Genomic DNA, 24,392 nt, shown 5'->3' with positions numbered 1-24,392 from the left:
ACAACCTCCTATATTGATTTAACGAAGACTAAAAAGCATAAACCACTGCCAGGGAAAATTGAGAGGCATTTTTTGAGGGGTTGAGGTTCTTTTTCACAAACATTGGCGTAGATCCATCATCAAAACGAATCTCAGGAATAAAGGTAAGTCCGCCGGATTTCAGGTTAGCTGATAAAGTAAGCGCTGCAATGTGCTCATCGCTCTCCTCCCCTGTTCCTTTCCAATTAAAATATTCTCCCCTCAGTCCTAAAGAAAATGCAGAAGTAAATGCATTCTGTGCATACAGTGCAGCTCCGGTATAACCTCCCCCATCATGGGTTACGGTATAATCAGCGGCATTCAAACCCAATTTCACTTTTTCCGTCACCTGATAAGCCGTGGTTAAATCCAGGATTGTCCCTGTCCCTACTGCTCCTGCTGATTTCCCAGACAGAACGTTCAGGTAAGCCGTCCAACCTTCTACCGGGCTTACTGTTAATTGCCCACCCACATGCGACACGCCATTTAGGTCTTTGTACACATTCCAATCGTTGAACAAGCCCAACATCAAACTCACTTTACTTGAAAAAGCGTAACTTCCTTTGATTCCTGCATTCTGAAAAGGCCCGCTGGTGAACAAGTACGAAGTCGAATAATTATAGTTACCTGTCGGAGAGATCACCTCATAGCCAATAAATGTCCCCATATATCCGGCAGTTACCGTAAACTTATCTGTAAAAGCATAAGCGGCATATAAATTCTGAATGTGAAAGGAATTGTCGTCAGTTCCGTCTCCATTGATTAAAGATTGGTATTGTCCTCGTGGTCCAAAAGACAATTCACCAACAAATGAAGCTTTTCCTGTAGTTTTCTTTAGCGCCAGATCTATCATCCCCAAGGAGATAGAATTCTGGTCGCTGGCAAAGCTTGTTCCGATGTTAGGTTGTTTCGAAAAATCATACTTATAGTATGTATCGACAGATCCGGAAATCTGCAAAGGTGCTTCCTGAGCATAAGAAAAGGAAGCGAAGGACAGTGATGCAGTGGTAAAAATTGATTTCAGTTTCATGGTTTGGTTGGTTTGAGGTATAGAATCAATAATGAGTTAAAGCATTTGTACTGGGGGCAATATTACATAGGCAACCGTGTTTTTAATGGTGATTTGTATGGGGTTTGATTAATCAACATTGTCGATTTCTACTCCTGTAGCGGCTACAATTAAAGTACCCTGGAAATATTTCTCATCATGCTGACTAGCATCCAGACCTGCTTCTTCTTCCTCAGAAGTCACACGGATTGGCTGAACAACATTGATCAGTTTGAAGATTAGAAAAGAAACGACGAAGCTGAAAATGGCTACAATAAGCACGCCTTTCAGCTGGGTAAAGAAAAATGCCGGGTTTCCATACAATAAGCCATCTACACCACCTGCATTTACCGTTTTTGTAGCAAATATGCCCGTCAGCAGCATTCCAACAATACCACCTACTCCATGACAAGGGAATACATCTAATGTATCATCTAAACTGGTTTTTGATTTCCAAACTACCGCAAGGTTAGAAACTACCGCAGCAGCTGCACCGATAAAAATACTGGAAGGAATACTCACAAATCCAGCACCAGGTGTGATGGCTACTAGACCTACCACTGCACCGATACAAAAACCAAGTACAGAAGGCTTTTTACCTCTGGCTACATCGAAAAACATCCATGATAGTCCTGCTGCACCAGCGGCGATATTGGTAGTTGCAAATGCAGAGACGGCCAAACTATTTGCACCTAATGCAGAACCCGCATTAAAACCAAACCAGCCGAACCATAATAAACCAGTACCGATCAGCACATAAGGAATATTTGCTGGTGGAACTTCCTGGTGGTCCTGGTGACTTCTTCTTCTTTTTAACACTAATGCTCCTGCTAAAGCAGCCATACCAGCAGAAATATGTACTACGGTACCACCAGCAAAATCAAGCACGCCCATTTTAAACAGGATGCCTTCCGGATGCCATGTCCAATGTGCTAATGGTGAATACACGAAAAGTGCAAACAGTACAATAAATAGAATGTATGAAGTGAAACGAATACGCTCCGCAACGGCGCCAACAACCAGGCCTGGGGTGATGATTGCAAACATCAATTGAAAAAGTGCAAATAAGGTTAATGGTATGGTTGGTGCCAGGCTCCATGATGGTCCGGAGTTTACGCCCTGAAAGAACAAATAGGTTAATGGATTTCCGATTAATCCGTGGATACTTTCACCAAAAGCCAGACTAAAGCTAACGGTTACCCATAAAACACTGATCACTCCTGCGGCAACCACACTTTTAATCATCGTAGAAAGCACGTTTTTACGATGAACCATACCTCCATAAAAGAAAGCAAGGCCTGGAGTCATCAAAAATACCAGGGCAGTAGCCACTAAAATGAAAGCAATATCTGAAGAATTGTATTTTCCCTCATCAAAGTTCGGATGCAGGGGTACAAAAAGGGCTAAAATTGCAATTATTGCTAAAACTGCAAAAGGTCCCACCTGTTTTAATAAAATTTTGGCCATAATACTCGGTTTTTAAGATTTAAATTTGATTTTTCAGCTTATTTTTTCATAAAACTAAGAAATAAATAGAATTTATAGAAATAAAAAGACAATAAAACCACGAAAACGTTATATACATTCTCAATATATAGACAAAAACCAAGAAAATCACTCAACAATCAAGTGCAATAAATAGAAAAATCACAAATACACCACAAAACACCCAACTGAAATTGAGATATTCAAAATAAACAGCATTAAAAATGGAAAAACACATAAAAATGAGTTGATTTAAAGATTTTTAAGGGATGAAAACCGAAAATAGAGAAAAACCGTACCTTAGCTATACGATGAAAGCATACCATTTAAAGTTTAAGCAGCAGTTACCGATTAGCCTTGCGGAAGCTTGGGATTTTTTCTCTTCTCCAATGAATTTAGCGAAGATCACTCCAGTAGAAATGGCCTTTGAGGTTACTTCTGGGCCGCAATTAAGGGAAAAAATGTACCCGGGAATGATCATTACTTATAAGGTATCTCCATTATTGGGGATCAAGCTAAACTGGATGACAGAAATCACCCAGGTAAAAGATCAGGAATACTTTATAGATGAGCAGCGTTTTGGCCCATATCAGTTCTGGCACCACCAGCATCACTTCCGTACGATCGATGGCGGCGTGGAAATGAACGACATTTTAACTTACGGCATGCCCATGGGCATTTTCGGACAAATGGCCAATAGTTTATTCGTCGCTGCACAATTACAGCAAATCTTTGAGTTTAGAAAGAAAAAGGTAATCGAACTGTTTGGCGATTATTCTGCTACCGGAACATAAGCAGATCCTTGCACTACTCCTCTGCGTTCAATTTCTTTATCGATATAAGTCTGAATAGCCGATTTGTTTAATCCCCAGTTTGGCGCGATCAATAAATCCCAATCAGAAATTCCGAATAAGCGCTGAATCACTACATCAGGACGCAGCAATGGAATTGCCTTGCAAAGGAAGTCTGTATACTCTTCTAAGCTGAAAAGCTTGAAAGGTTCTTTTTTATATTTCGCACCCATGATGGATCCTTCTACTACGTGAAGATGGTGGAATTTAACGAATTTAATTTTAGGGAATTTGTTAATTTCATGAATGTACCCCAGCATCATTTCTTCTGTTTCCCAAGGAAAACCAAAAATAGTATGCACGCATAGGTCAAGCTTGGAGTTATCCAGCAATTTAACTGCAGCTACAAATTCCGCATGACTACAGCCACGGTTGATCTGATTCAGGGTTTCGTCATAAATAGACTCCATTCCCATTTCTAAATCCACATCGAAACGATCGGCATAACTTTCCAAAAGTGCTACTTTTTCAGCATCGATACAGTCCGGACGTGTTCCTACAGAAAAACCAACTACATCTTCGGTATTGATAGAAAGCGCCTCATCATACATCATTTTCAAATAATGCACTGGTGCATAGGTATTCGTATTCGGCTGAAAATAGACAATAAACTTATCTGCTTTGTAAAAACCTTTCCCTCTTTCTATCCCTTGCTCCAGCTGCTCACGGATAGTTGGCAATTTCCTGGAAAGCTCCGGTGTAAATGAGTCTACGTTACAATAGGTACAACCGCCATAGCCTTTACTGCCATCACGATTCGGACAGGTGAAACCACCATCAACGATTACTTTGAATACACGCTGCCCCTTATACTTCTCTTTCAAGTGCGTTCCGTAATTATTATATCCCTTTATTCCTAAGTCCAGTAGAGTTCCCAATTGCTTTAATTTTTCACAAAAGTACGGCTTTTATTTTTAATACCTTTTCTCAGGTTAGGAGTAATTTTTTGATGGGTTATTCGATCCTCTACTTATCAACCCTCATTCCTTCAATCTCGTTCATATATTTAGAGAAAACCTGCAAATAACTCAGTTCCGCATGCTCGGGGCGGGAGATGAAAATTTTGAAATCCTCCAGGTCATTGATGGTAAAGCCCATCCTAACAAACAGCTCCTGATCTGCTGGCCAGTCCTGCAGATTCACTTTCTTCTCCCCAATTTTCCGATACAACGCTAATCCATAGGAAAAATCCTTGTACTCGGCGGTCTTCCTGAAATTCTGAAAGAAATCTACAATCGTACGATAAGTAGCGGGCTTTCCAGCTCTCACCTCCTGCAGCATTAACATACCCAGCATATTACCTTTAAGAAAAGCACTGTCTACCGGGTTAAAATTACCGCATCGTTTTAGGATTTCAATATCCCGCTGTAAGGCCTGATCTTTCTCCCCAGATTTATGTTTTACAAAATACGGCTCCTGATCTAATGTCTTTTCACAATCTATGATTTCCTGTGCATGAGCTAAAATGCTGATCGTCGAGAATAGCGACAATAGCAATACATATTTAGATAAAAGGAATAGATACTTATATATATGTACAAACTGGTTCAATATCTTCATCAGGATTTCTTTTTTGGCAAAGGTATAAAACACAAAGAGTTTAACCCTGTGTTTCCTAACAAAGAGAAAAGAGCGGCTGACAACAGCTCAGCAGTTTCTCTCTCATCAGCTCAGAAAACCAAAAAAACCTCAGGTACAATATCTTAAAAAAAAATATTTCTCAAAACACTTGCGCAACCAAATGATTGCGGTTATATTCGCAACCATATAATTGCATTATGATCATTAGAAGAGATGTATTTCAAGCCATAGCTGACCCTACACGCAGGCAGATTATAGAAAAAATTGCCGGGGGCCCTATGCACCTTAACGCCATTGCAGAGAGTTTCGATAGCAGCAGACAGGCCATTTCGAAACACATTCAGATCCTGACGGAGTGTGGTCTGGTTGAAGTGACTCAAAAAGGCAGGGAAAGATATTGCGAAGCCCGTTTGGAACAACTGGACGAAGTGTCTGATTGGGTACAGCAATCTAAAAAACAATGGCTGCAAAAATTTGAGCAACTAGACCAGTATCTGGAATCGCTTAAAAATGAAAACCAAAAATAAAAGAAAGAATAAACAAAAAACCAATCGCTAAATACTAAACACCAAGACGATGGAAATCAATAAAAACAAAGAAAAGGAGTTGTTCATTACACATCTTTTTAATGCTCCGGTTGAAATGGTATTTCAAGCCTGGACTGATCCAAAACAGTTGACACAATGGTACGCACCTGATGGCTGCAGCATCAGCTACAAAAGTCTCGACTTAAAAGAGAATGGAAGTTTTCATTCCTGCATTCATGATCCCATACATGGAGATTGCTGGGTAAAGGGAAAATACCTGGAAATAAGCGCTCCGGAAAAACTAGTTTTTTCTATGACTTTAAGCAATGAGGCCGGTGATACGTTAGCGGCAGGCGATGCAGGAAAACCTGGCGACTGGCCAATGGAGATTTTAACGACGGTATCCTTTAGTCCAATTGGCAAGCAAACTAAGCTTTCTCTTCATCAAAGTGTTCCTGAGGCTTCCGCCAAGGAGAATGGTGCCTTCCAAAGCTGGATTAAAATGCTCAACAAATTATCTGCTTTACTGAGTGCTTAAAGGGTATTACTGAGAGAAAAGACAGGTATTTATATATCTATATATATTAACATCTATACATATAGATATATTTAATACCTTAATAGGGCAAAAAATTACTTAGTTCAGATGTAAGTACTGATCGGTAATTCCTTAATTAACCTGATATTTGTAATCCACGTAAAATTCAGAATTACCTATGCAGCACCTGAGCACCCAAAAATTTGTCAATGATTTTACTGAAGCTTTTGAGGGCGATCAAAGCGGAGATCTGCAGCCTCGTCAGACTCCAGGAGTATTATATAGCAGGGTTTTACCCAGTCCGGTTAAACAGCCAAAACTATTGGCATGGACTGGAGATCTTGCTGCCGAGCTAGGTATCGAGGAACCAAATGAAAACGATCTGAACATTCTTGGCGGTAACGCGATTAATGCCAGCATGAAACCTTATGCGGCTTGTTATGCAGGGCATCAGTTTGGAAATTGGGCAGGACAATTGGGAGATGGCAGAGCGATCACCCTTGGGGAATGGCCATTAGCAAACGGTAAATCCTGGGAACTGCAGTTAAAAGGTGCCGGTCTTACCCCCTATTCGCGCCGTGCAGATGGCCGAGCAGTATTGAGGTCATCCGTTAGGGAATACCTGATGAGCGAAGCGATGCATCACCTAGGTGTTCCAACGACCAGAGCTTTGAGTTTAGTGTCGACAGGTGACCTGGTGATGAGAGATATGTTTTACGATGGCCGTCCGGCTCCAGAGCCAGGCGCAATTGTGATGCGTGCTGCACCTAGCTTTTTACGCTTCGGGAACTTTGAAATGTTATCCGCCAGAAAAGAATATGAAAACTTACAAAAACTAGTTGACTGGACTATTGCGAAGTTCTACCCAGAACTTACAGGTCCTGATAAAACCTTAAATTGGTTCAAAAAGGTAATGGAAAGTACTGCCATTATGGTGGTAGAATGGCTTAGAGTGGGATTCGTACATGGGGTAATGAATACAGACAACATGTCTATTCTTGGCTTGACCATAGACTACGGACCTTACTCTTTCCTGGATGCTTACGACTTGAATTTTAGTCCGAACACTACGGATCATCCGGGGCTCCGCTATGCTTATGGCAAACAGCATTCCATTGCTTACTGGAACTTGAGTTGTCTGGCGAATGCGATTTCTCCTTTATTCGAAGATCCAAAAGAGCTGATCAGTGCGGTGGAAAGCTTTGGTCCGATTTTCTATGAGAAATTCTATTCAATGAAAGCCAGCAAGATGGGATTCGATGAACTTTCTGATGGAGATATAGGCTTGATTGATGATTTCGAAAATCTACTGGCCAACCTGAAACCAGATATGACTATTTTCTATCAGTTGTTAGGCGAAATTCCTGAGGACTTAATATCGGTTGCTCAGATCAGCGCTCATTTTGATAGTGCTTTATACCATGATCTATCGGAGATAGAACAGGAACTATTGGTTAAAAGCATCCTTGCTTATCAGGGACGTCTGGCAAAAAACACCATTTCCAGAAAAGATGCCCAATCAAAAATGCGGGCTAGCAATCCAAGGTTTATCCTACGAAATTACTTATTATATCAGGCGATCTATGAACTTGAAAAAGGAGATGATGGGCTTTTCAAAAGATTACAAACTGCATTAAGTGATCCCTATTCAAAAGCTCATGATGAGTTTTTTGCGTTGAGGCCACAATGGGCAAATGAACAGCCTGGCAGTGCCACTTTATCCTGCAGTTCTTAGTTTACCGCAGTAAAAAAATTGATTCCCATGCCTATCCTGGTGATGGGAATCAATCCGAAATAATAATTAGCTCATTGAAGGAAATGAGATTCCCTTGATCTTTCTAAACAACTCTACCGCATAAATATCTGTCATCCCGGAAATAAAGTCCAATACGGACTGAATTTTAGTGTAAGTATCAGTTTCCTGAGTTAGGAACTGTTTTGGAATCAGTTCCACCAGTTTTTTGTGGTATTTTGACTCATTTTGCAAATAGGCAGGAATAAACTCTTCCAATAAACCACCCATTACTTTATAGCCTGCCACCTCTATCTGAACTACGGAGGCATAATTGTAAATCTTTTTATAGGAAATCCTTTCAATTTCTTTCATTACAGAAAGAAAGGGCTGTTCTATTGCATCCATCAGGCTCTGGTTGAAATCTCCATTCAATATTGCTTCCTGCTGTTCGTAAAACACATTTGAGCATAAGCCAATCAGTGTGCTGATCGATTTTGCCCGCATCAGGGTAATTTTAGCATCGTCATCTTCGATGGTTGCTAAACGCCCAGGTAAATTAGGGTCGTTACATAATGGGATCAACAAGGTCTCCACTTCTTCGTAAGAAAGAATTTTGAGGCGATGGGCATCTTCCAGATCGATGATATTGTAACAAATATCGTCGGCTGCCTCTACCAGGTATACTAATGGATGACGTTTGAAGATCATTGGCTCGTCCTGCACTTTCATCAATTCCATTTCTACTGCAATCTTTTCAAAGCCGGTTTGTTCTGATTGAAAGAAACCATATTTTTTGGTGTAGATATTTTTTTTGTTGTGCCCGGCAAGGGAGGCGCAAGGATATTTGGCAATTGCTGCTAGTGTCGCGTAAGTCAGCGCAAATCCTCCGGTACCTTTTCCAGCAAATTGGTGGGTCAGGATTCTTAGTGCATTGGCATTTCCTTCAAAATGAATCAGGTCTTCCCATTCGGCTTCGCTGACTTGCTCCTGATATGCTTTTCCATCACCATTGGTGAAATAATGGGAGATTGCCGCTTCTCCAGAGTGACCGAAAGCAGGGTTTCCTAAATCATGGGCAAGGCAGGCGGAGGCGATAATATTGCCAATTTCGCAGAGCAGCGGACAGGTTTCATCTACATCAGGATCCTGAGCTTTGAATTTATTATAGAATATAGTGCCTAAAGAGCGGCCTACACTGGCGACTTCTAAACTATGCGTTAGTCTGTTGTGGACAAATACGCTTCCCGGAAGTGGGAATACCTGGGTCTTGTTTTGCAATCTGCGAAAAGGAGAAGAGAAGATGATCCGGTCGTAATCTCTTTGAAATTCAGACCTGGCTTCCTTTTGATTTCCTGCAAATCTATCTTCATTTCCCCAGCGTTTTGCCGACAATAATTTTTCCCAATTCATATAATGGATTAAATTGTTAATTCCTGGTTATCTTAAACTTGATACAAAGGTAAAGGAATAATCGCCTGATTAATGGCTATATTTACGGTTAATTTCGTTTCTTAATGACACATAAAACAAACCTAATTTTAGCATTATTGCTTACCGTTACCCTTTCTTGTAAGACAAAAAAGACGATTGTAACTACTCCCGCTCCAGTAGCAGAAAGTACAGACAAAGCGCTGGATAAAATGAAAAAAGATCTTCCTGAAGATCAGATTGAACGCACAGATGAAGGCTTAAAATTCACGTTTAGCTCTGAAGTTTTGTTTCCTACCAACTCTTCTTATTTAAGTGAAGCAGCAAAAAAGAGAATTTTGGCAGTGGCCAATGTCATCAAAGATGAGCAGGCAAATAACATTCTGGTTGCAGGACATTCTGATAAGACAGGAACGGCTACCTATAACCAATGGTTATCAGAAAAGCGTGCCGTATCGGTGAAAAATTTCCTGGTGAGCCAGGGGATTCCAGCAAACCGGATTAAAACTGCTGGCCTTGGTGATACTAAACCTATTGGCGACAACAAAACTAAAGAAGGAAGATTGCAAAACCGAAGGGTAGAAATCGTCCTATTAAAATCATAAGATCCATTCGGATCATTTTTTATTTGCAGCGGGGGATTCTCTCCCGCTTTTCTATTTTCTGATAAATCCTTTTTCTTATTCCCCTGAATGCTTTAAGTTTACAGCAATGCACAAGCTTTTTTCAATTTTCAAACGTTTTGTTAAAACATTTGGATTATTGAAAATATGTTTATAGTTTTAAGGTAAGGAACATGAGTAAAAAAGAACTGGTAAAACAAAAGATCGGAAGATCAGCCATGCAATGCTTTGCAAAATTCGGATTAGACAAGACTACACTTGATGATATCGCACAAGCAGTTGGGCTTAATAAAGCGTCGTTATATTATTATTACAAGAATAAAGAGGACATATTTATTGAGGTAGCCCTCAAAGAAGGAGAGGATTTTATCAACTCTTTGCAGGAAACCACCTTGCTTAAGGAAGGGATAGAAAACCGGATTGCTTTTTATCTGGAATCGAGGTTTAACTATTATAAAAATGTCTTGAATATGAACCGTGTATCTGTAGATACGCTGAACAAGATATTGCCTCGTTTTTTTGAGTTGTACAATGCCCTGATGAAAAGGGAAAAAGTATTTGTCACCCAATTATTAGGGAAAGCAGTGGAAGATGGAGAGGTGTACATGACGGATTTGGAAAACACAGCTTCTGTATTGATCAATCTGACTGATGCTTTGAAACACAGTGTGGAGCAGCAGGCCATTTTAAAAGGAGAGACGGAAATTGACTATACGCAGAGTCTTCAGGATATTAAGTTTCTGGTCTCGCTGATATTTAAAGGAATAAAAAAATAGAAGACCTATAAGCACAGGTACATCAAGATTAGCGCTGATCAAGATTGGAGATTCTATTTGAGTAAAATGCTGCTTGCAGCCATTATGTTGATTTTTTAATACAACCTAAACCAAACCAAATATGAACAAGATCATGTTACTCAGCCTGATGCTTTACTTCTGTATGCCCGATTCCGTCCGGGCACAAGACCTGATCAAGGGCAGCATTAAAAACAATGTAACAAAGGAAGCTGCATATGCCGTTTCCGTGCGCATCAAAAACGGCTCTGAAGGTACATACACTGACGACCGTGGAAGGTTTCAATTGAAAACTTCAAAAAAGCTTCCCCTTACTTTACTCATTTCTTCCATCGGTTTTGAGCCTAAAGAAGTCACTGTTCAAAGTTTCTCTGAAAACCTGGAGATTGGATTAGAACCGGCTTCTATGCTGGGACAGGAGGTGGTGGTTTCTGCCAGCAGAACTGTACAAAAAAAGCTGGCCTCCCCCGTCACAATTGAGCAAATTAGCACAAAAGACATCGTCAATTCCCCGCAGCTAAATTATATGGACATGATACAGGGCCTGAAAGGGGTTGATGTTACCGTTTCCAGTATCGGTTTTACCAGTATTTCGACCAGAGGGTTTAATACCAGCGGTAATACGAATTTCACGCAGATTGTGGATGGAATGGACAATCAGGCCCCTGGTTTGAATTTTCCCTTAGGTTCAGCCATTAGCTTAACACAATTAGATGTAGACAATATAGAGGTGCTTTCCGGAGCTTCTTCTGCCCTTTATGGCTCCAGAGGGTTAAATGGTACCATGGTAATGACCGGAAAAAACCCATTTAAATACCAGGGTTTAAGTGTGCTGGTTACTCAAGGTGTCAACCATGTGAACAGTAAAAACAACAATGACCCTGTTCCTGCCTCACCCTATTACGATTGGACGATTCGCTATGCGAAGAAAGTAAATGAAAAGTTTGCTTTTAAAGTGAATGCACAATATACACAGGCAAAAGACTGGGTAGCCAATAATATGGACAATAAAAATGGGCCCGGTGATGCATTGACTGATCCGAATTACAATGGGGTAAACATGTATGGCAGTGCCACCAACACCAATATCAATCCATTTCTTGAAGCTGCATTAGCAGGCAATCCTGATCTCGCACCATTAATTGAGCCCTTATTGAGCAAACAAAATTATGTGGCCAGAACCGGCTATCCAGAATATGGCTTTTTAGACAATAAGGCTAAGCTTTTTAAGGCCAATGCAGAATTGAGATACAAGTTTAATCCAAAAATAGAAGGTATTTTATCCGGTACTTATGGCACAGGAAATATCGTGTACACGAATGATACCCGGTATCAATTGAAAGGATTTAAAGTAGGTCAGTATCGGGCAGAGGTGAAAAGCGACAATTGGTTTGTTCGTGCATATATGACTTCGGAAAACTCGGGCAAGACCGTCATTGCCGGTCCTACCGCGCAATTGATCAATGAAGCCTGGAAAGTAAGTTATGATGGTGCTATGGGAGGTTGGTACCCTGAATATACGGAAGGTTTGCTGAATGCACTTGCCGGTGGCGCATCCTTGATGGATGCCAATCTTGCGGCTCGCGGCTATGCAGATCGTGGACGTCCTGAATTGGGCAGTCAGCGTTTTAATCATTTGAGAGACAGCATCAGCGGCACACCAATTTCTGAAGGAGGCACCCTATTTTTAGACCGCAGTAAACTTTACAATGCGGAAGCACAATATAATTTTGCGGAGGAAATCAAGTTTATGAGTGTGATAGCAGGAGTAAACTTCCGTTTATACAGCCTAAATAGTAAAAACACACTTTTCCCGGATAAAAATAAACCTATTCATGTAAAAGAATACAGTGCTTACGTACAATTCGCAAAGAAGGTCCTGGATGATAAACTGAGTTTAAGTACCTCCTTCCGTTTCGACAAAAACACCTTGTTCTCTGATCCGAAGGTCACTTCCAGAGCGTCAGCGGTGTTTGAAGTCGCCAAGGAAAACTTCATCCGCTTCTCTTACCAGAATGCCTACAGTTTCCCATCCAATATCCAGGCTTTACAAAGCACATTGAATGGTATGAACAGTTATTCTTCCGGAGGTTCTTCTTTGCTGTTAAACGGCACGTATGAGTTCGACAAATATCCTCCTTATACTTTAGAGAGTGTCAATAAATACCGCGAAACAGGTGATGCAAGTGTGTTAGAGCGCTTTCAATACAACGACATTAAGCCGCAATCGGTGAATGCTTTTGAATTAGGGTATGCTGCGCTGATCGGTAAAAGAGTAATTTTTGATGTATTGGGCTATTTCTCTACCTGGAAAAACTTCATCGGCTATGCCAATGTAGCCAACACTCCAGGCACGAATGATGTACTTGCTTTTAATGACCAAAGCACTTATTCGATCTACAATATTGCTTTTAATGGTGGCCAGACAGTGAATACCTATGGTTATGCCGCCAGTGTAAGTGTAGATCTGGGGCATAACTTCCTGACCAAAGTGAATTATTTCTCAGATCATTTGAAAAATAAAAATAACAGCCAGGTCAACAATTTCAATACGCCAAGTTACCATGTAAATTTAGAGTTTGGCAATAGTGGTTTTGGCAAGCGACAAGTATGGTCATTTAATACCAGTCTTCGCTACAAACCAGGTTATTTATATGTGGTTTCTGGAGGTCTGGCAACTGGTGTTGTACCTAGTTCAGCGGTCATTGATGCACAGGTAAGCTATAAATTGATCAAAGCGCGTTCCGGCATCAGATTAGGTGCAACCAATATTACCAATAAATATTACTCCACAGGAATTGCCAATCCAAATATCGGAGCGGTGTATTATGTGACTTATGCCTACAATATTTTTTAATGACCTAAACACAAAAAACCAAATATGAAACAATCTATCCGCGCGGTGCTCCTCTTACTTCTGGCTTCAGGAGTGTGGACTTCCTGTACTCAAAAGGCAGGCCCGCAGAATCATTACAAAACGATGCTGACCTTCAATCCTGGAGAGGAAGCGAAAATCGAAGAAGCTTTTTTATCGCTTAAAGACAGCACAAGTATTTTGCTTAAAGCTGGAAATTACAAATTTGACAACCTGAGCATTGCACAGGTTAACCATATTCTGCTTCAAGGGGAAGGCCATGACAAAACAATCCTTGATTTCTCTAGTCAGAGTCAGGGTGGCGAAGGCATCCGGGTAACGGATGTGAAAGGCTTCACTATTGATGCAATGACGATTAAAGACTCCAAAGGAGATCTTTTAAAAATCAATAAAAGCCGCGATGTAACGGTGACTAACCTTCATGCGGTATGGAGCAAAGCTGATTCTACCAGTGGTGGTTATGCCATTTATCCGGTGATGTGTAAAAATGTATTGATTGAAAATTGTTATACAGAAGGTTCTTCTGATGCAGGAATTTATGTAGGTCAGACGGATAGTGCCATCGTTAGAAAATGTAAAGCCGCTAAAAATGTAGCTGGCTGTGAGATTGAAAACACCTCTAATGCGGAAGTTTATGACAATGAGTTTTACAACAATACTGCAGGATTTTTAATCTTCGACTTGCCTGATCTTTCTAAAAGAGGTGGTCATGTAAAAGTTTATAACAACAACATTCACGATAACAACTTCAGAAATTTCGCAAAAGCAGGAAGTTTTGGAACCACCTGGGGGGTTGGAAATGCTTCTCCTGGAAGCGGGATTATTATTCTAGCCGCTTCGGATATTGAGATCTATAATAACAAAATCATCAACAACAACACTTCTTCCATTACAATTGCTTCTGGTTTTGCAGTTGATGAGAAAGCAGGAGAAAAAATCAATACGAACTACTCTCCTATTCCTAAAAATATCAATATCCATGACAATACGATAGAAATGGGCCCAGAATTTCCAAAACCTGCTTATGAACATCGTATTGGTCAGTTGTTGGTAGCCACGGAAGCGCAATTGAACAAGCTAGATCCAACGCGTAAAAACAAAAGAATTCCTTTGATCATGTATGATGGGATTACCAGTAACGTTTTGACTAAGGGAACGGCTCTGAATCCAGATTCTATCTGTATCAAACAGCCTGGAGACAATGTTTTTGTGAATGCAGATTTCCTGAATATTGCCAATCCTGCAAAATGGAAACCGAATACAAATTTCAGCCCATTCCAATGTAAATAAACAATGCGAAAGACCTATATTTTTGGCTCCCTGATCCTAATTAGCATCCTTTTATCGATGCTGACGGAGCAAGGATGCAAAAACAAAACCAGCAATGACACCACTGCAGCTGAAGAATTTCAATTTAAGGAACAGCTGTCCGATTACGGATTTTTCAAAGGCGAGCTTAGTGAATTAAAGCCAGATTCGGGGATCATTCATTATGAATTGACTACCCCATTGTTTACCGATTACGCAGTTAAAGACCGTTTTATTGTGTTACCAAAAGGTCAGCAGATGAAGTATACGGAAAATGGTGCCCTGGATTTCCCAGACGGCACCATTATCGTTAAAAACTTCGCTTATACGAATGTAGCGCGGCAAAAAATCATGATTGAAACCCGGTTACTGGTCAAAGACCCTAAGGACAAAAAATGGAAGGTGATGAATTATTTGTGGAATAAGGAGCAGACAGATGCGAAGAAACACATTACCGGTGCGAAAGTTCCGATCACTTTATTAGACGACCAGGGGAAACAGTATTTCACCAATTATCAGATGCCAAATACCAATGACTGTAAACGCTGTCATATTAAAGATGGGATTTTAACACCAATAGGTCCAAAAGCCAGAAATCTGAACTTTACGGCTCCTGGGCAAAAGGAAAATCAGCTGGCAGAATGGGCAGCTCATGGACAGTTAAGCGATCTTCCAGAATTGAGTAAGGTGCATCAATTGCCGGTGTGGACAGATACCAAGCATTTCACTCTAAATCAAAGAGCAAGAGCTTATCTGGACATCAACTGTGCCCATTGTCATACTAAAGGCGGTGATGCTTACAACACAGGGCTTTTTCTGGATTATGCGGAAAAGAACCCGGATCATCTGGGCTTTAAAAAAGCACCGGTATCGGCAGGAGGTGGCGCAGGTGGATTGGATTACGACATTATTCCAGGAAATGCGGATCAATCGATTTTGTATTACCGGATGAACAGTACTGAACCGGGAACAGCCATGCCAGAACTTGCAAGAACCTTAACCCATAAAGAAGGGGTAAAATTGATCAGAGAGTGGATTAACAGTTTACCAAAAAGTAAATAAAAAACAAAAGCCCTGACATCCATCGGGGCTTTTGTATCAACTAAACCTAAACTTATAAATACTAACCAAATATTTATAGCGCAAAACTAAGGTTGGATTGTAAAGTTCAGGTTAAGAATATATGATCTATAAAATTTTATTTCTTTTCTGGAATTTGCTGAAGAACTTGTAATAAATATCCCCAGTACTTCTGTACAGAAGAGATTTTCACACATTCATCCGGTGAATGTGCTCCATGGATAGTTGGGCCGAAAGAAATCATATCCATACCTGGCAGATGGGCACCTAAAATACCACATTCTAATCCCGCGTGACAAGCATTTACATTTGGCTCTGCGTTAAATGTAGTCTGATATAATTTGGTCATTAACCTTAAGATATCTGAGTCTGCATTTGGTTTCCATCCTGGATAATCTCCGCTGCGGGAAACATCGCAGCCCATGTTTTCTAATGCTGCGCCTACTGCGAAAGCCACATCGTCTTTGGTACTTTCCACACTACTGCGCTGTAGCGACTGTGTGATAAACTCACCGCCTTTGATGATCACTCTTGCCAGATTGGAAGAAGCTTCTACCAGGTCTTTGATGTCCGGACTCATTCTGAACACCCCATTTGGCAAGGAATAAATTGCATTTACAATTTTTACGAAATCCACTTTAGCCATTCCATGTTCTGGAAGCTCAGTTTCTTCGATGCTGATGTTCATCGCTGTTTCAATGCTTTTATATTCTTCTTTTAACACTGCTGAAAAATCAGTGAAAGCGGCAAGAAAAGCATCTTTCTGTACTGCAGGAATCGCCACTACTGCTTTAGATTCCCTTGGGATCGCGTTTCTTAAACTACCACCATCTACGGTACACAATTGCAGGTCCGAAGATTTCAGCGCTGCATTCAATATGCGGTTCATTAGTTTATTTGCATTTCCTCTCCCTTTATGGATGTCCATTCCAGAGTGGCCACCCAACAATCCTTTAACCGTAATCTGGTAGGCCAGGTGATCCTTATCGATTGGATGTTGCTTATAGTTATAAATGCTATTGGTATCTATTCCACCTGCACAGCCGATGGTCAATTCATCATCCTCTTCGGTATCGAGGTTCAACAAAATTGTTCCTGTAAAATTTGAAGGGTCTAATTCTTTAGCACCGGTCATTCCGGTTTCCTCGTCGATGGTGAACATTGCTTCAATAGCAGGATGTACGATGGTTGAAGAGGCCAAAATTGCCATAATGGTAGCTACACCAATCCCGTTATCTGCACCTAAAGTTGTACCGTTTGCACGTACCCAATCGCCATCCACAAACATTTCAATTCCCTGTGTAGCGAAATCAAAGTTGCGGTCGCCATTTTTCTGATGAACCATGTCCAGGTGCGACTGCATGATTACCGTTTGCCTGTTCTCCATACCTGGAGTTGCCGGCTTCTTAATCACCACATTACCTGTCTTGTCTTGAATGGTTTCCAGCCCTAAGCTATGGCCATATTGCACCATGAATTCAATCACACGTTCTTCTTTTTTTGAAGCGCGGGGCACTGCATTCAAAGCAGCAAAATTACTCCAAAGTTCCTGAGGTTCTAAATTTTTGACTTCCATTAAATCTCTTTGTTATTTGAAGCAAAGCTAGAAAAACTAGGTTGATATTTCTGCAAAGGGAGGCAATGAAAAATAAAGGCATAAAAAAAGACCGCACCGGCGTGTGAAACAACCGGCGCAGCCTTCAGATATTAAACAAGGTTTGTTTACATTAATAGCCTGGATTTTGTACCAGGAGGGTGTTCTTATTTACTTCATCCCTACTGAAAGGTCTGAAATAGATCTTATCCAACCATACACGGTTTTCCTGAGCCGTCTCCGTAGTTGGCGTATAGGTATAATCGTAAATTGTGGGATCGTAACGGTACATATTCACCATGGTTTTACCCGGTTTAAATTTACCGGAAATCTTGATATAGGTGGTTTTTCTACCCAGGGTTGTCTTTCCGATCATCCAGCGGCGTGCATCATGGTAACGTTGTTCTTCATATACCATCTCAATTCTGCGCTCATGACGATAAACTTCTTTTAGTCCTTCTTTATCGGTTGCCGTAACTGCAGGCATTCCGGCTCTGAAACGGATTTTATTCAACCAGCTGGTGGCTTCCCCCAATTGATCCAGTTCTATACTTGCTTCAATATAGTTCATCACCGCTTCTGTGTATCTAAAGAATGGCCAGGGCACAAACTGAGGATTCGAAGCTTCAACAATATTAGGATCCGGATCGGTGAATTTCTGAGTATAGTAACCAGTCCAGCTGCCATTCCAGCTTTCAATAGGGCCTGAACGTGTATCTAAGCCTTTGTAAGTGGTCAGTTTTCCATCAATAATTAAATCATATTCACCGGTTTGAATTTGATTGGCAGGGTCCACACCTCCAACTACCTTATCTCTTGGTTTCCAGCCTGCGCCATCATACAGTATAGTGGCATAAAAACGCGGATCCCGATTTTCGTAAGGATTCAGTTTTTGCGCTGGATTTGACCAGCTGAACTTCGTCCCGTCAGTCATCTCATAATCATCCACCAACAGTCCTATTGGCGTATTTCCAGCCCAGTTCCGATAGCCATTCGGACCATTTGCCCTGCCAAAACGCATGTCAGATCGGTCGATAAAATACCTGCCCAGGATAAGTTCTGAAGCCGCAGCAGCATCCATTCCTGGCGCTTTACTGCCTCCGCCCATGGCCAGACTTTTATAATTCAGGCGACCTGCTGCAGCCGATACCGGAGCTGAAAGGTCTAATTTATAACCGGTGCCTAAATCCATCACTGCTTTTGCCGCATCCTTTGCCGCTTGCCATCGCTGCGTCTGGTTGTTGTCGTCATAAGCCAATAATGGCAAGGCCTCTGCAAAACCTTGTGCGTTCGCAATCTCTAAGGTTGATATTTTTGATTTGGCATGTAAATCACTGGCTGCATACAGTAATACTCTTGATTTTAAAGCCAGCGCAGCAATCATGCTTCCTCTTCCTTTGTCCATCGTTTTACCGACAAACAATCGCTGTGCTTCTTCACAATCCTTTACAATAAAATCGGTACATTCCTTATAAGTTGATCTTTTGATTCTAAAATCATCATTAAGGCCATACACTTTAGTGATCAGTGGAACTCCGCCATAGTACCTCAGCAGCTGATGATAAAAATAAGCACGCAAAAAATGTGCTTCTCCTAACAGCTGATCTTTCAGATTCTGATCGGTTAAACCGTTATCTGAGCCAGACAATCTTTCAATCGTCATGTTACAGGCACGTATGCGGTTGTACATTTTGGCATAAGCCCAGGTATCATCTACCCAACCCAATGTAGAGGGATTGATGGTACTGGCATTAACCAGGTCAATACCACGATTTGGATGCGTAAATAAAGATTCATCAGACACCGAGCTGAGCATTTGCTCAGAAAACCCACCTACACTCAGGCCATTATAAATATCAGTCACGAAAGCCTGAGCCAGGGCGCCATCCTGCCATACCAGTTCAGCACGAATCTTATCTGGTGGTTCGACTGTCAGCATATCTTTCTTGCAGCCTGAAGCCAGGACTGCCATCACTGCAATTGTAAGTATATATATATTTCTGATTATTGATTTCATCGTTCTATATTTTTGTCTTCTGGGAAGGTTCCATTAAAAAGTAACTTTAACACCGGCGTTGATTACCCTTGCCTGCGGATAGTATTGAGAGCTGGAATTTGTAGATTCCGGATCCCAAATTTTAATCTTATCCACTGTAAACAAGTTTAGTCCACTTACATAAAAACGGAGTGCTTTTAAGCCGAGAGACTGGCTGTTTTTATCCGACAAAGAGTAGCCCAGCTCCACATTTTTCAAACGCACATAGTTGTTGCTTCTGAACCAATAGGTATTTCTGGCTGCATTGTTCATATCGGTATAATAAGTCTTACCACGATTAGATAAACGCGGGTTTTCTGAACTCGGGTTGTCTATTGTCCAACGGTTTTGATAAGACCATTCCAAGAAGTTCCCTATATCTCCAGACTCGGTTAAGCCAATAATCTGAACCCCGCCCGTGGCACCTTGTACCAACACAGAAAGGTCGAAGTTTTTATACTGCAGGTTGAAATTTAGTCCGCCGGTAAAGGTTGGCGTACTGGTTTTGTCCATTCTTACCTGGTCGTCTCCATTGATTTTTCCATCGCCATTGGTATCTACAAATTTCATATCTCCTGGTAATAGTGTTGGCGTAATGGCACTATAGTCAATTTTATTGTTGTTGATTTCGTTCTGGTCCCTGAACACCCCATCATAGCTGTACGCCAGTTCTGTTTTTGTTGGCCTGCCGGTAGAACGCTGCCATTCCGGAGCGCCGGGAGTTTCATCCCAGAATACGATTTTATTTTTCGCATAACCACCGTTGACGCTTACACCGTATCCCAATTCACCTACCTGGTCATTATAGCTCAGCTTAAATTCAAAACCTCTGTTATCTACTTTCCCAAGATTTACAGGAGGTAATTTGTCAAGGATTCCAGAGCTTTCAGGCACTGAATTGGCTTTGCTGATGAGGATTTTTGTTCTTTTATTATAGAAATAATCAAATTCGAAAGCCAGTCTGTTGTCCAGGAAGGAAGCATCTAAACCCACGTTCAGGTTGTTGGCCACTTCCCAGGTAAAGTCTGGATTGGGTACACTTGCTTCGTATATGGTGGGCGTAAATTTATCATTGATGACATAGTTAGAAAAACCCATTGTACTCAAGTACTGGTATTCGGCCAATGCATCATTGTTATAAGCTTCTGCCCCCATTTGACCCCATGAACCTCTAATTTTCAAGTTATTCACGAAGCTTACATTTTCTTTGAAGAAACGCTCTTCCGACATGCGCCATCCTACCGATACTCCTGGGAAAAATCCAAAACGTTTATCCGGAGGGAAGATATAAGAACCATCTACTCTCCAAAGGAATTCCGCAAGGTATTTCTCTTTGTAGTTGTAACCTACACGACCGAAGTAACTCAAACGAGCTCTTTTGAACAAGTTATTAGGTGCCTCTGTTGGGTTACCCACAGTTTGCTCCTGATCTCCACCAGCCAATAATTCCTCTAATGCGGTAGAAATAAAATACCTTCTAGAGGCATTAAACCCATCATTATTCACTTTTTCGCTGGTTACACCTGCCATTAAAGCGAAGGAATGTTCCCCAATCTTTTTGTCGTAGTTCAACATAGAAGTCAGGTTAACTGCAAGTTGTCCACCTGCGGTTTCCGATAAACTAGGATCTTTACGTTCTGAACTTACCGTACCCACCAACACAGGAGTTACACCATCTGCTTCGAAGGAGCGTTTATCCCATGAATACAGCGTCCATGGCTTTTGCCATCTTTTAGCACGACCGGCAAACTTATCAATAGAAGCCATTCCAGTATATTTCAAACCTTCTACACCAGGAATTCTGATCTCTACTTTACCCGTAGATTGGAAATAATCCCTAGTATCCTTTAAATATCCGGTTTGATCAGTTGTAGTCACATATGGGTTATAACCGAACTCAATTGCTGGCCCTGGAAGTCCATTTGGCCAGACTTCCATCTCATTTGGTCTTCCACGCATCAGCATTCTGAAGATATCTCCAGCACCTACGGTTGAGGAATTTCTCAGCTCTTCTCTGGCAGTGATCCCCAATGAAGTGGTGATGTATTTATTCAAATTCGCTTCAAGGTTTACCCTCATATCATATTGTTTGTAACCGGTAGCTGATTTTTTATAATAAGCATCCTGATCGAGGTAGCCCATAGAGATCAGGTATTTGATGTTTTCAGCCCCCCCGGTCAGCTGAATATTGTGTCTTTGCTGCGGAGACCATTTTTTCAGGGTAGTCTTAAACCAGTCTGTATTTGGGTAGCGCAGCGGATCAGATCCATCGCGAAAAGCCTGTATTTCTTCAGGACGATAAACACCGGTAAATAAAGCTCCATCGTCTGTTCTTACATATTGCCCTGTATTTTTTATGCCTTGCCATGCCGCATTCCACTGATTTACTGGAATATCAGAAAACACTTTCAACTCGTTTAAGATCTCGGCATACTGTTCCGAATTGGCCATTTTTGGTGTCCGTGTAGGTTGCTGCAAGCCATAAGAATAGTCGTAGGAGAACTGAGGCTTACCAGATTTCCCTTGTTTAGTAGTCACCAGGATGACCCCGTTTGCCGCTCTGGAACCATAAATGGCCGCAGAAGCATCTTTCAAAACGGAAACACTTTCGATATCATTAGGGTTGATGCGCTCTAAACCTCCAGATCTGTTTGGCACCCCATCAATTACGATCAGGGCCTCATTATTTCCTAAGGAGTTGATTCCACGGATACGAATGGTAGAACCATCACGTCCAGGCTCACCACCTGCCTGAACTGCGGTTACTCCAGGTAACCTTCCAGCCAGTGAATTTGAAAGGTTTGTGGTAGGCGATTTCGCCAGTTCTCCACCTTTCACAGAACTAATTGCACCGGACACGACCGCTTTCTTTTGCGTACCATACCCTACTACCACAATTTCTGAAAGGTCTTCTGCTTTTTCCGACATTTTCACATTGATGACAGCCTGGTTATTTACTGCAATTTCCTGAGTGACATAGCCCATATAAGTAAATACAAGCGTACCATTATCAGGCACTTTAATGCTGTACTTTCCATTGGCGTCAGTCATCGTTCCGATGGTACCCCCCTTAAGCTTCACACTCACTCCCGGAACACCTCCACCTGTAGCATCGGTCACCGTTCCTTTCACCACTACTTCTGCCATTTGCGAATCTTGTGTACGGATCACTACCAATTGATTTTCCAAAGTATGAAACTTCAATCCTGTACCCTCTAAAAAGATTTTGAGCGCATCGAGCACCAGAATCTCATTTTCTACGAGGGTGATTTTTTTATTAAAAGGCAGGTCAGCCTCACTGTATAACAGTCGGAAATTCCCTTTCTTTTGGAGGATACTCAAAGCATCCTTTAACTTCACTTTTTTCAGGTCGAGATCAACCTTGGTATATTGTGAATAAGTTGATGCCGAAACTTGCAGACACAAGAGAAACGACAAAACAAAGCTCCAGTTTAACATCAATAGAATTTTTTTTCGGGAAAATCGGGCACATAGAACTTTATTGCACAGTTCTTTTTTTTTCATAGATTTGTGAATTTCAAAGTTAAAAATCTGATAATGGTAGTTTTAACTACCGCTTGAAGGTTGGAAAAGGGGGAAAATGTTGGCGCATTTACTCCCTTTTTTTGTTAGTAAATAATTACGTCATCTGCTTTTAGTTTAAAGTGAAATGGTTTGATTAATTGCATGGCGGTTAAGGCCTCTTTAATATTTTCATTTTTCAGCACTCCGGTAAAGCGGTAATTGCTGGGAATGGTTTGTCCAAGTTCGATATGTATGTTAAACCAGCGCTCTAAACGCGGTTTTAAATCTTCCAGCGATTCATTCTGAAACACCAGTACATTGTCTTTCCAGGAAGTTTCTTCTATATATTCAGCTCCGGCAATGTGCAGCGGCACAATAGATTCCACCATCAGGTCTAGAGGCAGCTCTTGATCCTGTTTTCCGCTTTTGTTCGCCTGATTTTTCTTTGGTGCAGCAGTAGCAAACTTTTCAGAAGGTTTCAGAATGATTTTTTCTGCAGGCTTATCGTTCATAGACAATTCTATAGATCCTCTTAATAAGGTTGCTTCCGTACCCTGGTCTTTTTCATAAGCTTTTACATTGAATGCGGTACCCAATACTTTGACCGATAGCTGCTGAGTGTGTACAATAAATGGTCTGTGCTTTTGATGAGCAACATCAAAAAAAGCTTCTCCAACCAGGTGTACAATTCTTTGTTTGTTATCCGCCAGATGGCTATCATAAGACAGACTGCTTTCAGCATTGAGCCATACCAGAGTTCCATCAGGAAGCTGAATCTTCTTACGGGTTCCCTTTCCGCAGAATACTTGCGTATCAAATTCCTTTGCGCTGTTTTTCAGGTAAAAAAAGGCCGCCATCGAGATGATAAAAATCCCACAAGCTACGCCAAGAACTGTACTGTATTTTTGAAACCAGGAATTGAGTTTTGTTGGGGTATCCGGAGTAAATGCTAATGAGCTGATTTCAGTTTCAGTGGATATATCTGCTCCAGCGCCAGTAATCGCATCGGCTTTCCCTGAATTAAATACCAGTTCTTCTTTGTATTTGAGTTGATGAGCCTGATAAAAGGTATTGAGTTCCTCCTCACTCATGTCTTCAATTCCCTGCTCCTGGTCCCAGATTTCAGAAACTACTTCATCAAAATAAAGCGCATCGGGAAAGGAAGTCAGGAGTTCTTTCAACTCTTCCAATTCACGCGGCGTAGCCTCATTGGCCTTTTTACGGGCCAACAGTTCTATGATTCTGTTATTATCCATAAGGATGGTTCGTTCTGAAGTTTATATTGGTTGTAGGTATAGGACAATATTTTTCAGAAAACTCCCTAGTCGATTCGTAAAAAAAATAAAA

The 24,392-nt window shown here is 41.2% G+C and carries 18 protein-coding genes; 9 read left to right on the top strand and 9 right to left on the bottom strand.

Annotated elements, in window-relative coordinates:
- Nucleotides 1–28: 28 nt before the first annotated feature.
- Both K7X70_RS14535 and K7X70_RS14530 read right to left on the bottom strand, forming a co-directional pair.
- Nucleotides 29–1,048: an outer membrane beta-barrel protein gene (locus K7X70_RS14535; RefSeq protein ID WP_222537708.1), complete on the bottom strand. Its 1,020-nt coding sequence runs from the start codon at nucleotides 1,046–1,048 to the stop codon at nucleotides 29–31.
- A gap of 108 nt (nucleotides 1,049–1,156) precedes the next feature.
- Nucleotides 1,157–2,533: an ammonium transporter gene (locus K7X70_RS14530; protein WP_062550198.1), complete on the bottom strand. Its 1,377-nt coding sequence runs from the start codon at nucleotides 2,531–2,533 to the stop codon at nucleotides 1,157–1,159.
- A 287-nt stretch (nucleotides 2,534–2,820) separates the two neighbouring features.
- On the opposite strand from K7X70_RS14530, the gene K7X70_RS14525 reads away from it, so the two are divergent.
- Nucleotides 2,821–3,345, top strand: coding sequence for an SRPBCC family protein (locus K7X70_RS14525; protein WP_255607256.1), 525 nt, complete (start codon nucleotides 2,821–2,823; stop codon nucleotides 3,343–3,345).
- Here K7X70_RS14525 and mnmL read toward each other — a convergent pair.
- Together mnmL and K7X70_RS14515 are read right to left on the bottom strand one after the other, a co-directional pair.
- Nucleotides 3,324–4,280, bottom strand: coding sequence for a tRNA modification radical SAM protein MnmL/YtqA (gene mnmL / locus K7X70_RS14520; protein ID WP_222537707.1), 957 nt, complete (start codon nucleotides 4,278–4,280; stop codon nucleotides 3,324–3,326). The two genes, K7X70_RS14525 and mnmL, sit on opposite strands and share 22 nt — an antisense overlap.
- Nucleotides 4,281–4,368: 88 nt before the next feature.
- Entirely contained in the window at nucleotides 4,369–4,962 is a 594-nt protein-coding gene (locus K7X70_RS14515) for a hypothetical protein (RefSeq protein ID WP_222537706.1), read from the bottom strand.
- A gap of 218 nt (nucleotides 4,963–5,180) precedes the next feature.
- Between K7X70_RS14515 and K7X70_RS14510 the strand changes: the two genes are divergently transcribed.
- The 3 genes from K7X70_RS14510 (at nucleotide 5,181) to K7X70_RS14500 (ending at nucleotide 7,783) form a co-directional block, all read left to right on the top strand.
- Entirely contained in the window at nucleotides 5,181–5,510 is a 330-nt protein-coding gene (locus K7X70_RS14510; protein ID WP_222537705.1) for an ArsR/SmtB family transcription factor, read from the top strand.
- A gap of 49 nt (nucleotides 5,511–5,559) precedes the next feature.
- A complete protein-coding gene (locus K7X70_RS14505; protein WP_222537704.1) occupies nucleotides 5,560–6,048 on the top strand; it encodes an SRPBCC family protein in 489 nt (162 codons plus the stop codon).
- Between the two features lie 178 nt (nucleotides 6,049–6,226).
- Nucleotides 6,227–7,783, top strand: a complete 1,557-nt coding sequence (locus K7X70_RS14500) for a protein adenylyltransferase SelO (RefSeq protein ID WP_222537703.1) — start codon at nucleotides 6,227–6,229, stop codon at nucleotides 7,781–7,783.
- A 66-nt stretch (nucleotides 7,784–7,849) separates the two neighbouring features.
- On the opposite strand, the gene K7X70_RS14495 is transcribed toward K7X70_RS14500, so the two are convergent.
- Nucleotides 7,850–9,193, bottom strand: a complete 1,344-nt coding sequence (locus K7X70_RS14495; RefSeq protein ID WP_222537702.1) for a deoxyguanosinetriphosphate triphosphohydrolase — start codon at nucleotides 9,191–9,193, stop codon at nucleotides 7,850–7,852.
- Nucleotides 9,194–9,297: 104 nt separating this feature from the next.
- Between K7X70_RS14495 and K7X70_RS14490 the strand changes: the two genes are divergently transcribed.
- From K7X70_RS14490 to K7X70_RS14470, 5 genes are all read left to right on the top strand, one after another.
- Nucleotides 9,298–9,816: an OmpA family protein gene (locus tag K7X70_RS14490; protein ID WP_222537701.1), complete on the top strand. Its 519-nt coding sequence runs from the start codon at nucleotides 9,298–9,300 to the stop codon at nucleotides 9,814–9,816.
- 191 nt (nucleotides 9,817–10,007) lie between these two features.
- The gene (locus K7X70_RS14485; RefSeq protein ID WP_062550205.1) at nucleotides 10,008–10,610 is read left to right on the top strand and encodes a TetR/AcrR family transcriptional regulator; all 603 of its coding nucleotides are present in this window, start codon (nucleotides 10,008–10,010) and stop codon (nucleotides 10,608–10,610) included.
- Nucleotides 10,611–10,731: 121 nt separating this feature from the next.
- Complete coding sequence (locus K7X70_RS14480; protein WP_222537700.1) at nucleotides 10,732–13,485, top strand: TonB-dependent receptor; 2,754 nt, start codon at nucleotides 10,732–10,734, stop codon at nucleotides 13,483–13,485.
- A 24-nt stretch (nucleotides 13,486–13,509) separates the two neighbouring features.
- Nucleotides 13,510–14,793 carry a parallel beta-helix domain-containing protein gene (locus tag K7X70_RS14475; protein WP_222537699.1) on the top strand — a complete coding sequence of 428 codons (1,284 nt, stop codon included), beginning with the start codon at nucleotides 13,510–13,512 and terminating at the stop codon, nucleotides 14,791–14,793.
- A 3-nt stretch (nucleotides 14,794–14,796) separates the two neighbouring features.
- A complete protein-coding gene (locus K7X70_RS14470) occupies nucleotides 14,797–15,873 on the top strand; it encodes an SO2930 family diheme c-type cytochrome (protein ID WP_222537698.1) in 1,077 nt (358 codons plus the stop codon).
- Between the two features lie 136 nt (nucleotides 15,874–16,009).
- On the opposite strand, the gene K7X70_RS14465 is transcribed toward K7X70_RS14470, so the two are convergent.
- The 4 genes from K7X70_RS14465 to K7X70_RS14450 form a co-directional block, all read right to left on the bottom strand.
- Complete coding sequence (locus K7X70_RS14465; RefSeq protein WP_222537697.1) at nucleotides 16,010–17,467, bottom strand: aminoacyl-histidine dipeptidase; 1,458 nt, start codon at nucleotides 17,465–17,467, stop codon at nucleotides 16,010–16,012.
- Between the two features lie 151 nt (nucleotides 17,468–17,618).
- A complete protein-coding gene (locus tag K7X70_RS14460) occupies nucleotides 17,619–19,502 on the bottom strand; it encodes a RagB/SusD family nutrient uptake outer membrane protein (RefSeq protein ID WP_222537696.1) in 1,884 nt (627 codons plus the stop codon).
- A gap of 33 nt (nucleotides 19,503–19,535) precedes the next feature.
- Complete coding sequence (locus K7X70_RS14455) at nucleotides 19,536–22,979, bottom strand: SusC/RagA family TonB-linked outer membrane protein (RefSeq protein ID WP_255607249.1); 3,444 nt, start codon at nucleotides 22,977–22,979, stop codon at nucleotides 19,536–19,538.
- A 170-nt stretch (nucleotides 22,980–23,149) separates the two neighbouring features.
- Nucleotides 23,150–24,301 carry a FecR family protein gene (locus K7X70_RS14450; RefSeq protein ID WP_222537694.1) on the bottom strand — a complete coding sequence of 384 codons (1,152 nt, stop codon included), beginning with the start codon at nucleotides 24,299–24,301 and terminating at the stop codon, nucleotides 23,150–23,152.
- Nucleotides 24,302–24,392 lie beyond the last annotated feature (91 nt).

The sequence above is a fragment of the Pedobacter polysacchareus genome (assembly GCF_019802255.1).
In the GTDB taxonomy this organism is placed as follows: domain Bacteria; phylum Bacteroidota; class Bacteroidia; order Sphingobacteriales; family Sphingobacteriaceae; genus Pedobacter; species Pedobacter polysacchareus.
This window is presented reverse-complemented; position numbering and strand designations above follow the sequence as displayed.

Bases quoted from the DNA above. Each gene is read 5' to 3' on its own strand.
- K7X70_RS14535 (WP_222537708.1), bottom strand. From the start codon at position 1,048: ATGAAACTGAAATCAATTTTTACCACTGCATCACTGTCCTTCGCTTCC.
- K7X70_RS14465 (WP_222537697.1), bottom strand. From the start codon at position 17,467: ATGGAAGTCAAAAATTTAGAACCTCAGGAACTTTGGAGTAATTTTGCT.
- K7X70_RS14510 (WP_222537705.1), top strand. From the start codon at position 5,181: ATGATCATTAGAAGAGATGTATTTCAAGCCATAGCTGACCCTACACGC.
- K7X70_RS14455 (WP_255607249.1), bottom strand. From the start codon at position 22,979: ATGTTAAACTGGAGCTTTGTTTTGTCGTTTCTCTTGTGTCTGCAAGTT.
- K7X70_RS14500 (WP_222537703.1), top strand. From the start codon at position 6,227: ATGCAGCACCTGAGCACCCAAAAATTTGTCAATGATTTTACTGAAGCT.
- K7X70_RS14525 (WP_255607256.1), top strand. From the start codon at position 2,821: ATGAAAACCGAAAATAGAGAAAAACCGTACCTTAGCTATACGATGAAA.
- K7X70_RS14475 (WP_222537699.1), top strand. From the start codon at position 13,510: ATGAAACAATCTATCCGCGCGGTGCTCCTCTTACTTCTGGCTTCAGGA.
- K7X70_RS14480 (WP_222537700.1), top strand. From the start codon at position 10,732: ATGAACAAGATCATGTTACTCAGCCTGATGCTTTACTTCTGTATGCCC.
- K7X70_RS14470 (WP_222537698.1), top strand. From the start codon at position 14,797: ATGCGAAAGACCTATATTTTTGGCTCCCTGATCCTAATTAGCATCCTT.
- K7X70_RS14450 (WP_222537694.1), bottom strand. From the start codon at position 24,301: ATGGATAATAACAGAATCATAGAACTGTTGGCCCGTAAAAAGGCCAAT.
- K7X70_RS14530 (WP_062550198.1), bottom strand. From the start codon at position 2,533: ATGGCCAAAATTTTATTAAAACAGGTGGGACCTTTTGCAGTTTTAGCA.
- K7X70_RS14485 (WP_062550205.1), top strand. From the start codon at position 10,008: ATGAGTAAAAAAGAACTGGTAAAACAAAAGATCGGAAGATCAGCCATG.
- K7X70_RS14460 (WP_222537696.1), bottom strand. From the start codon at position 19,502: ATGAAATCAATAATCAGAAATATATATATACTTACAATTGCAGTGATG.
- K7X70_RS14495 (WP_222537702.1), bottom strand. From the start codon at position 9,193: ATGAATTGGGAAAAATTATTGTCGGCAAAACGCTGGGGAAATGAAGAT.
- K7X70_RS14515 (WP_222537706.1), bottom strand. From the start codon at position 4,962: ATGAAGATATTGAACCAGTTTGTACATATATATAAGTATCTATTCCTT.
- K7X70_RS14505 (WP_222537704.1), top strand. From the start codon at position 5,560: ATGGAAATCAATAAAAACAAAGAAAAGGAGTTGTTCATTACACATCTT.
- K7X70_RS14490 (WP_222537701.1), top strand. From the start codon at position 9,298: ATGACACATAAAACAAACCTAATTTTAGCATTATTGCTTACCGTTACC.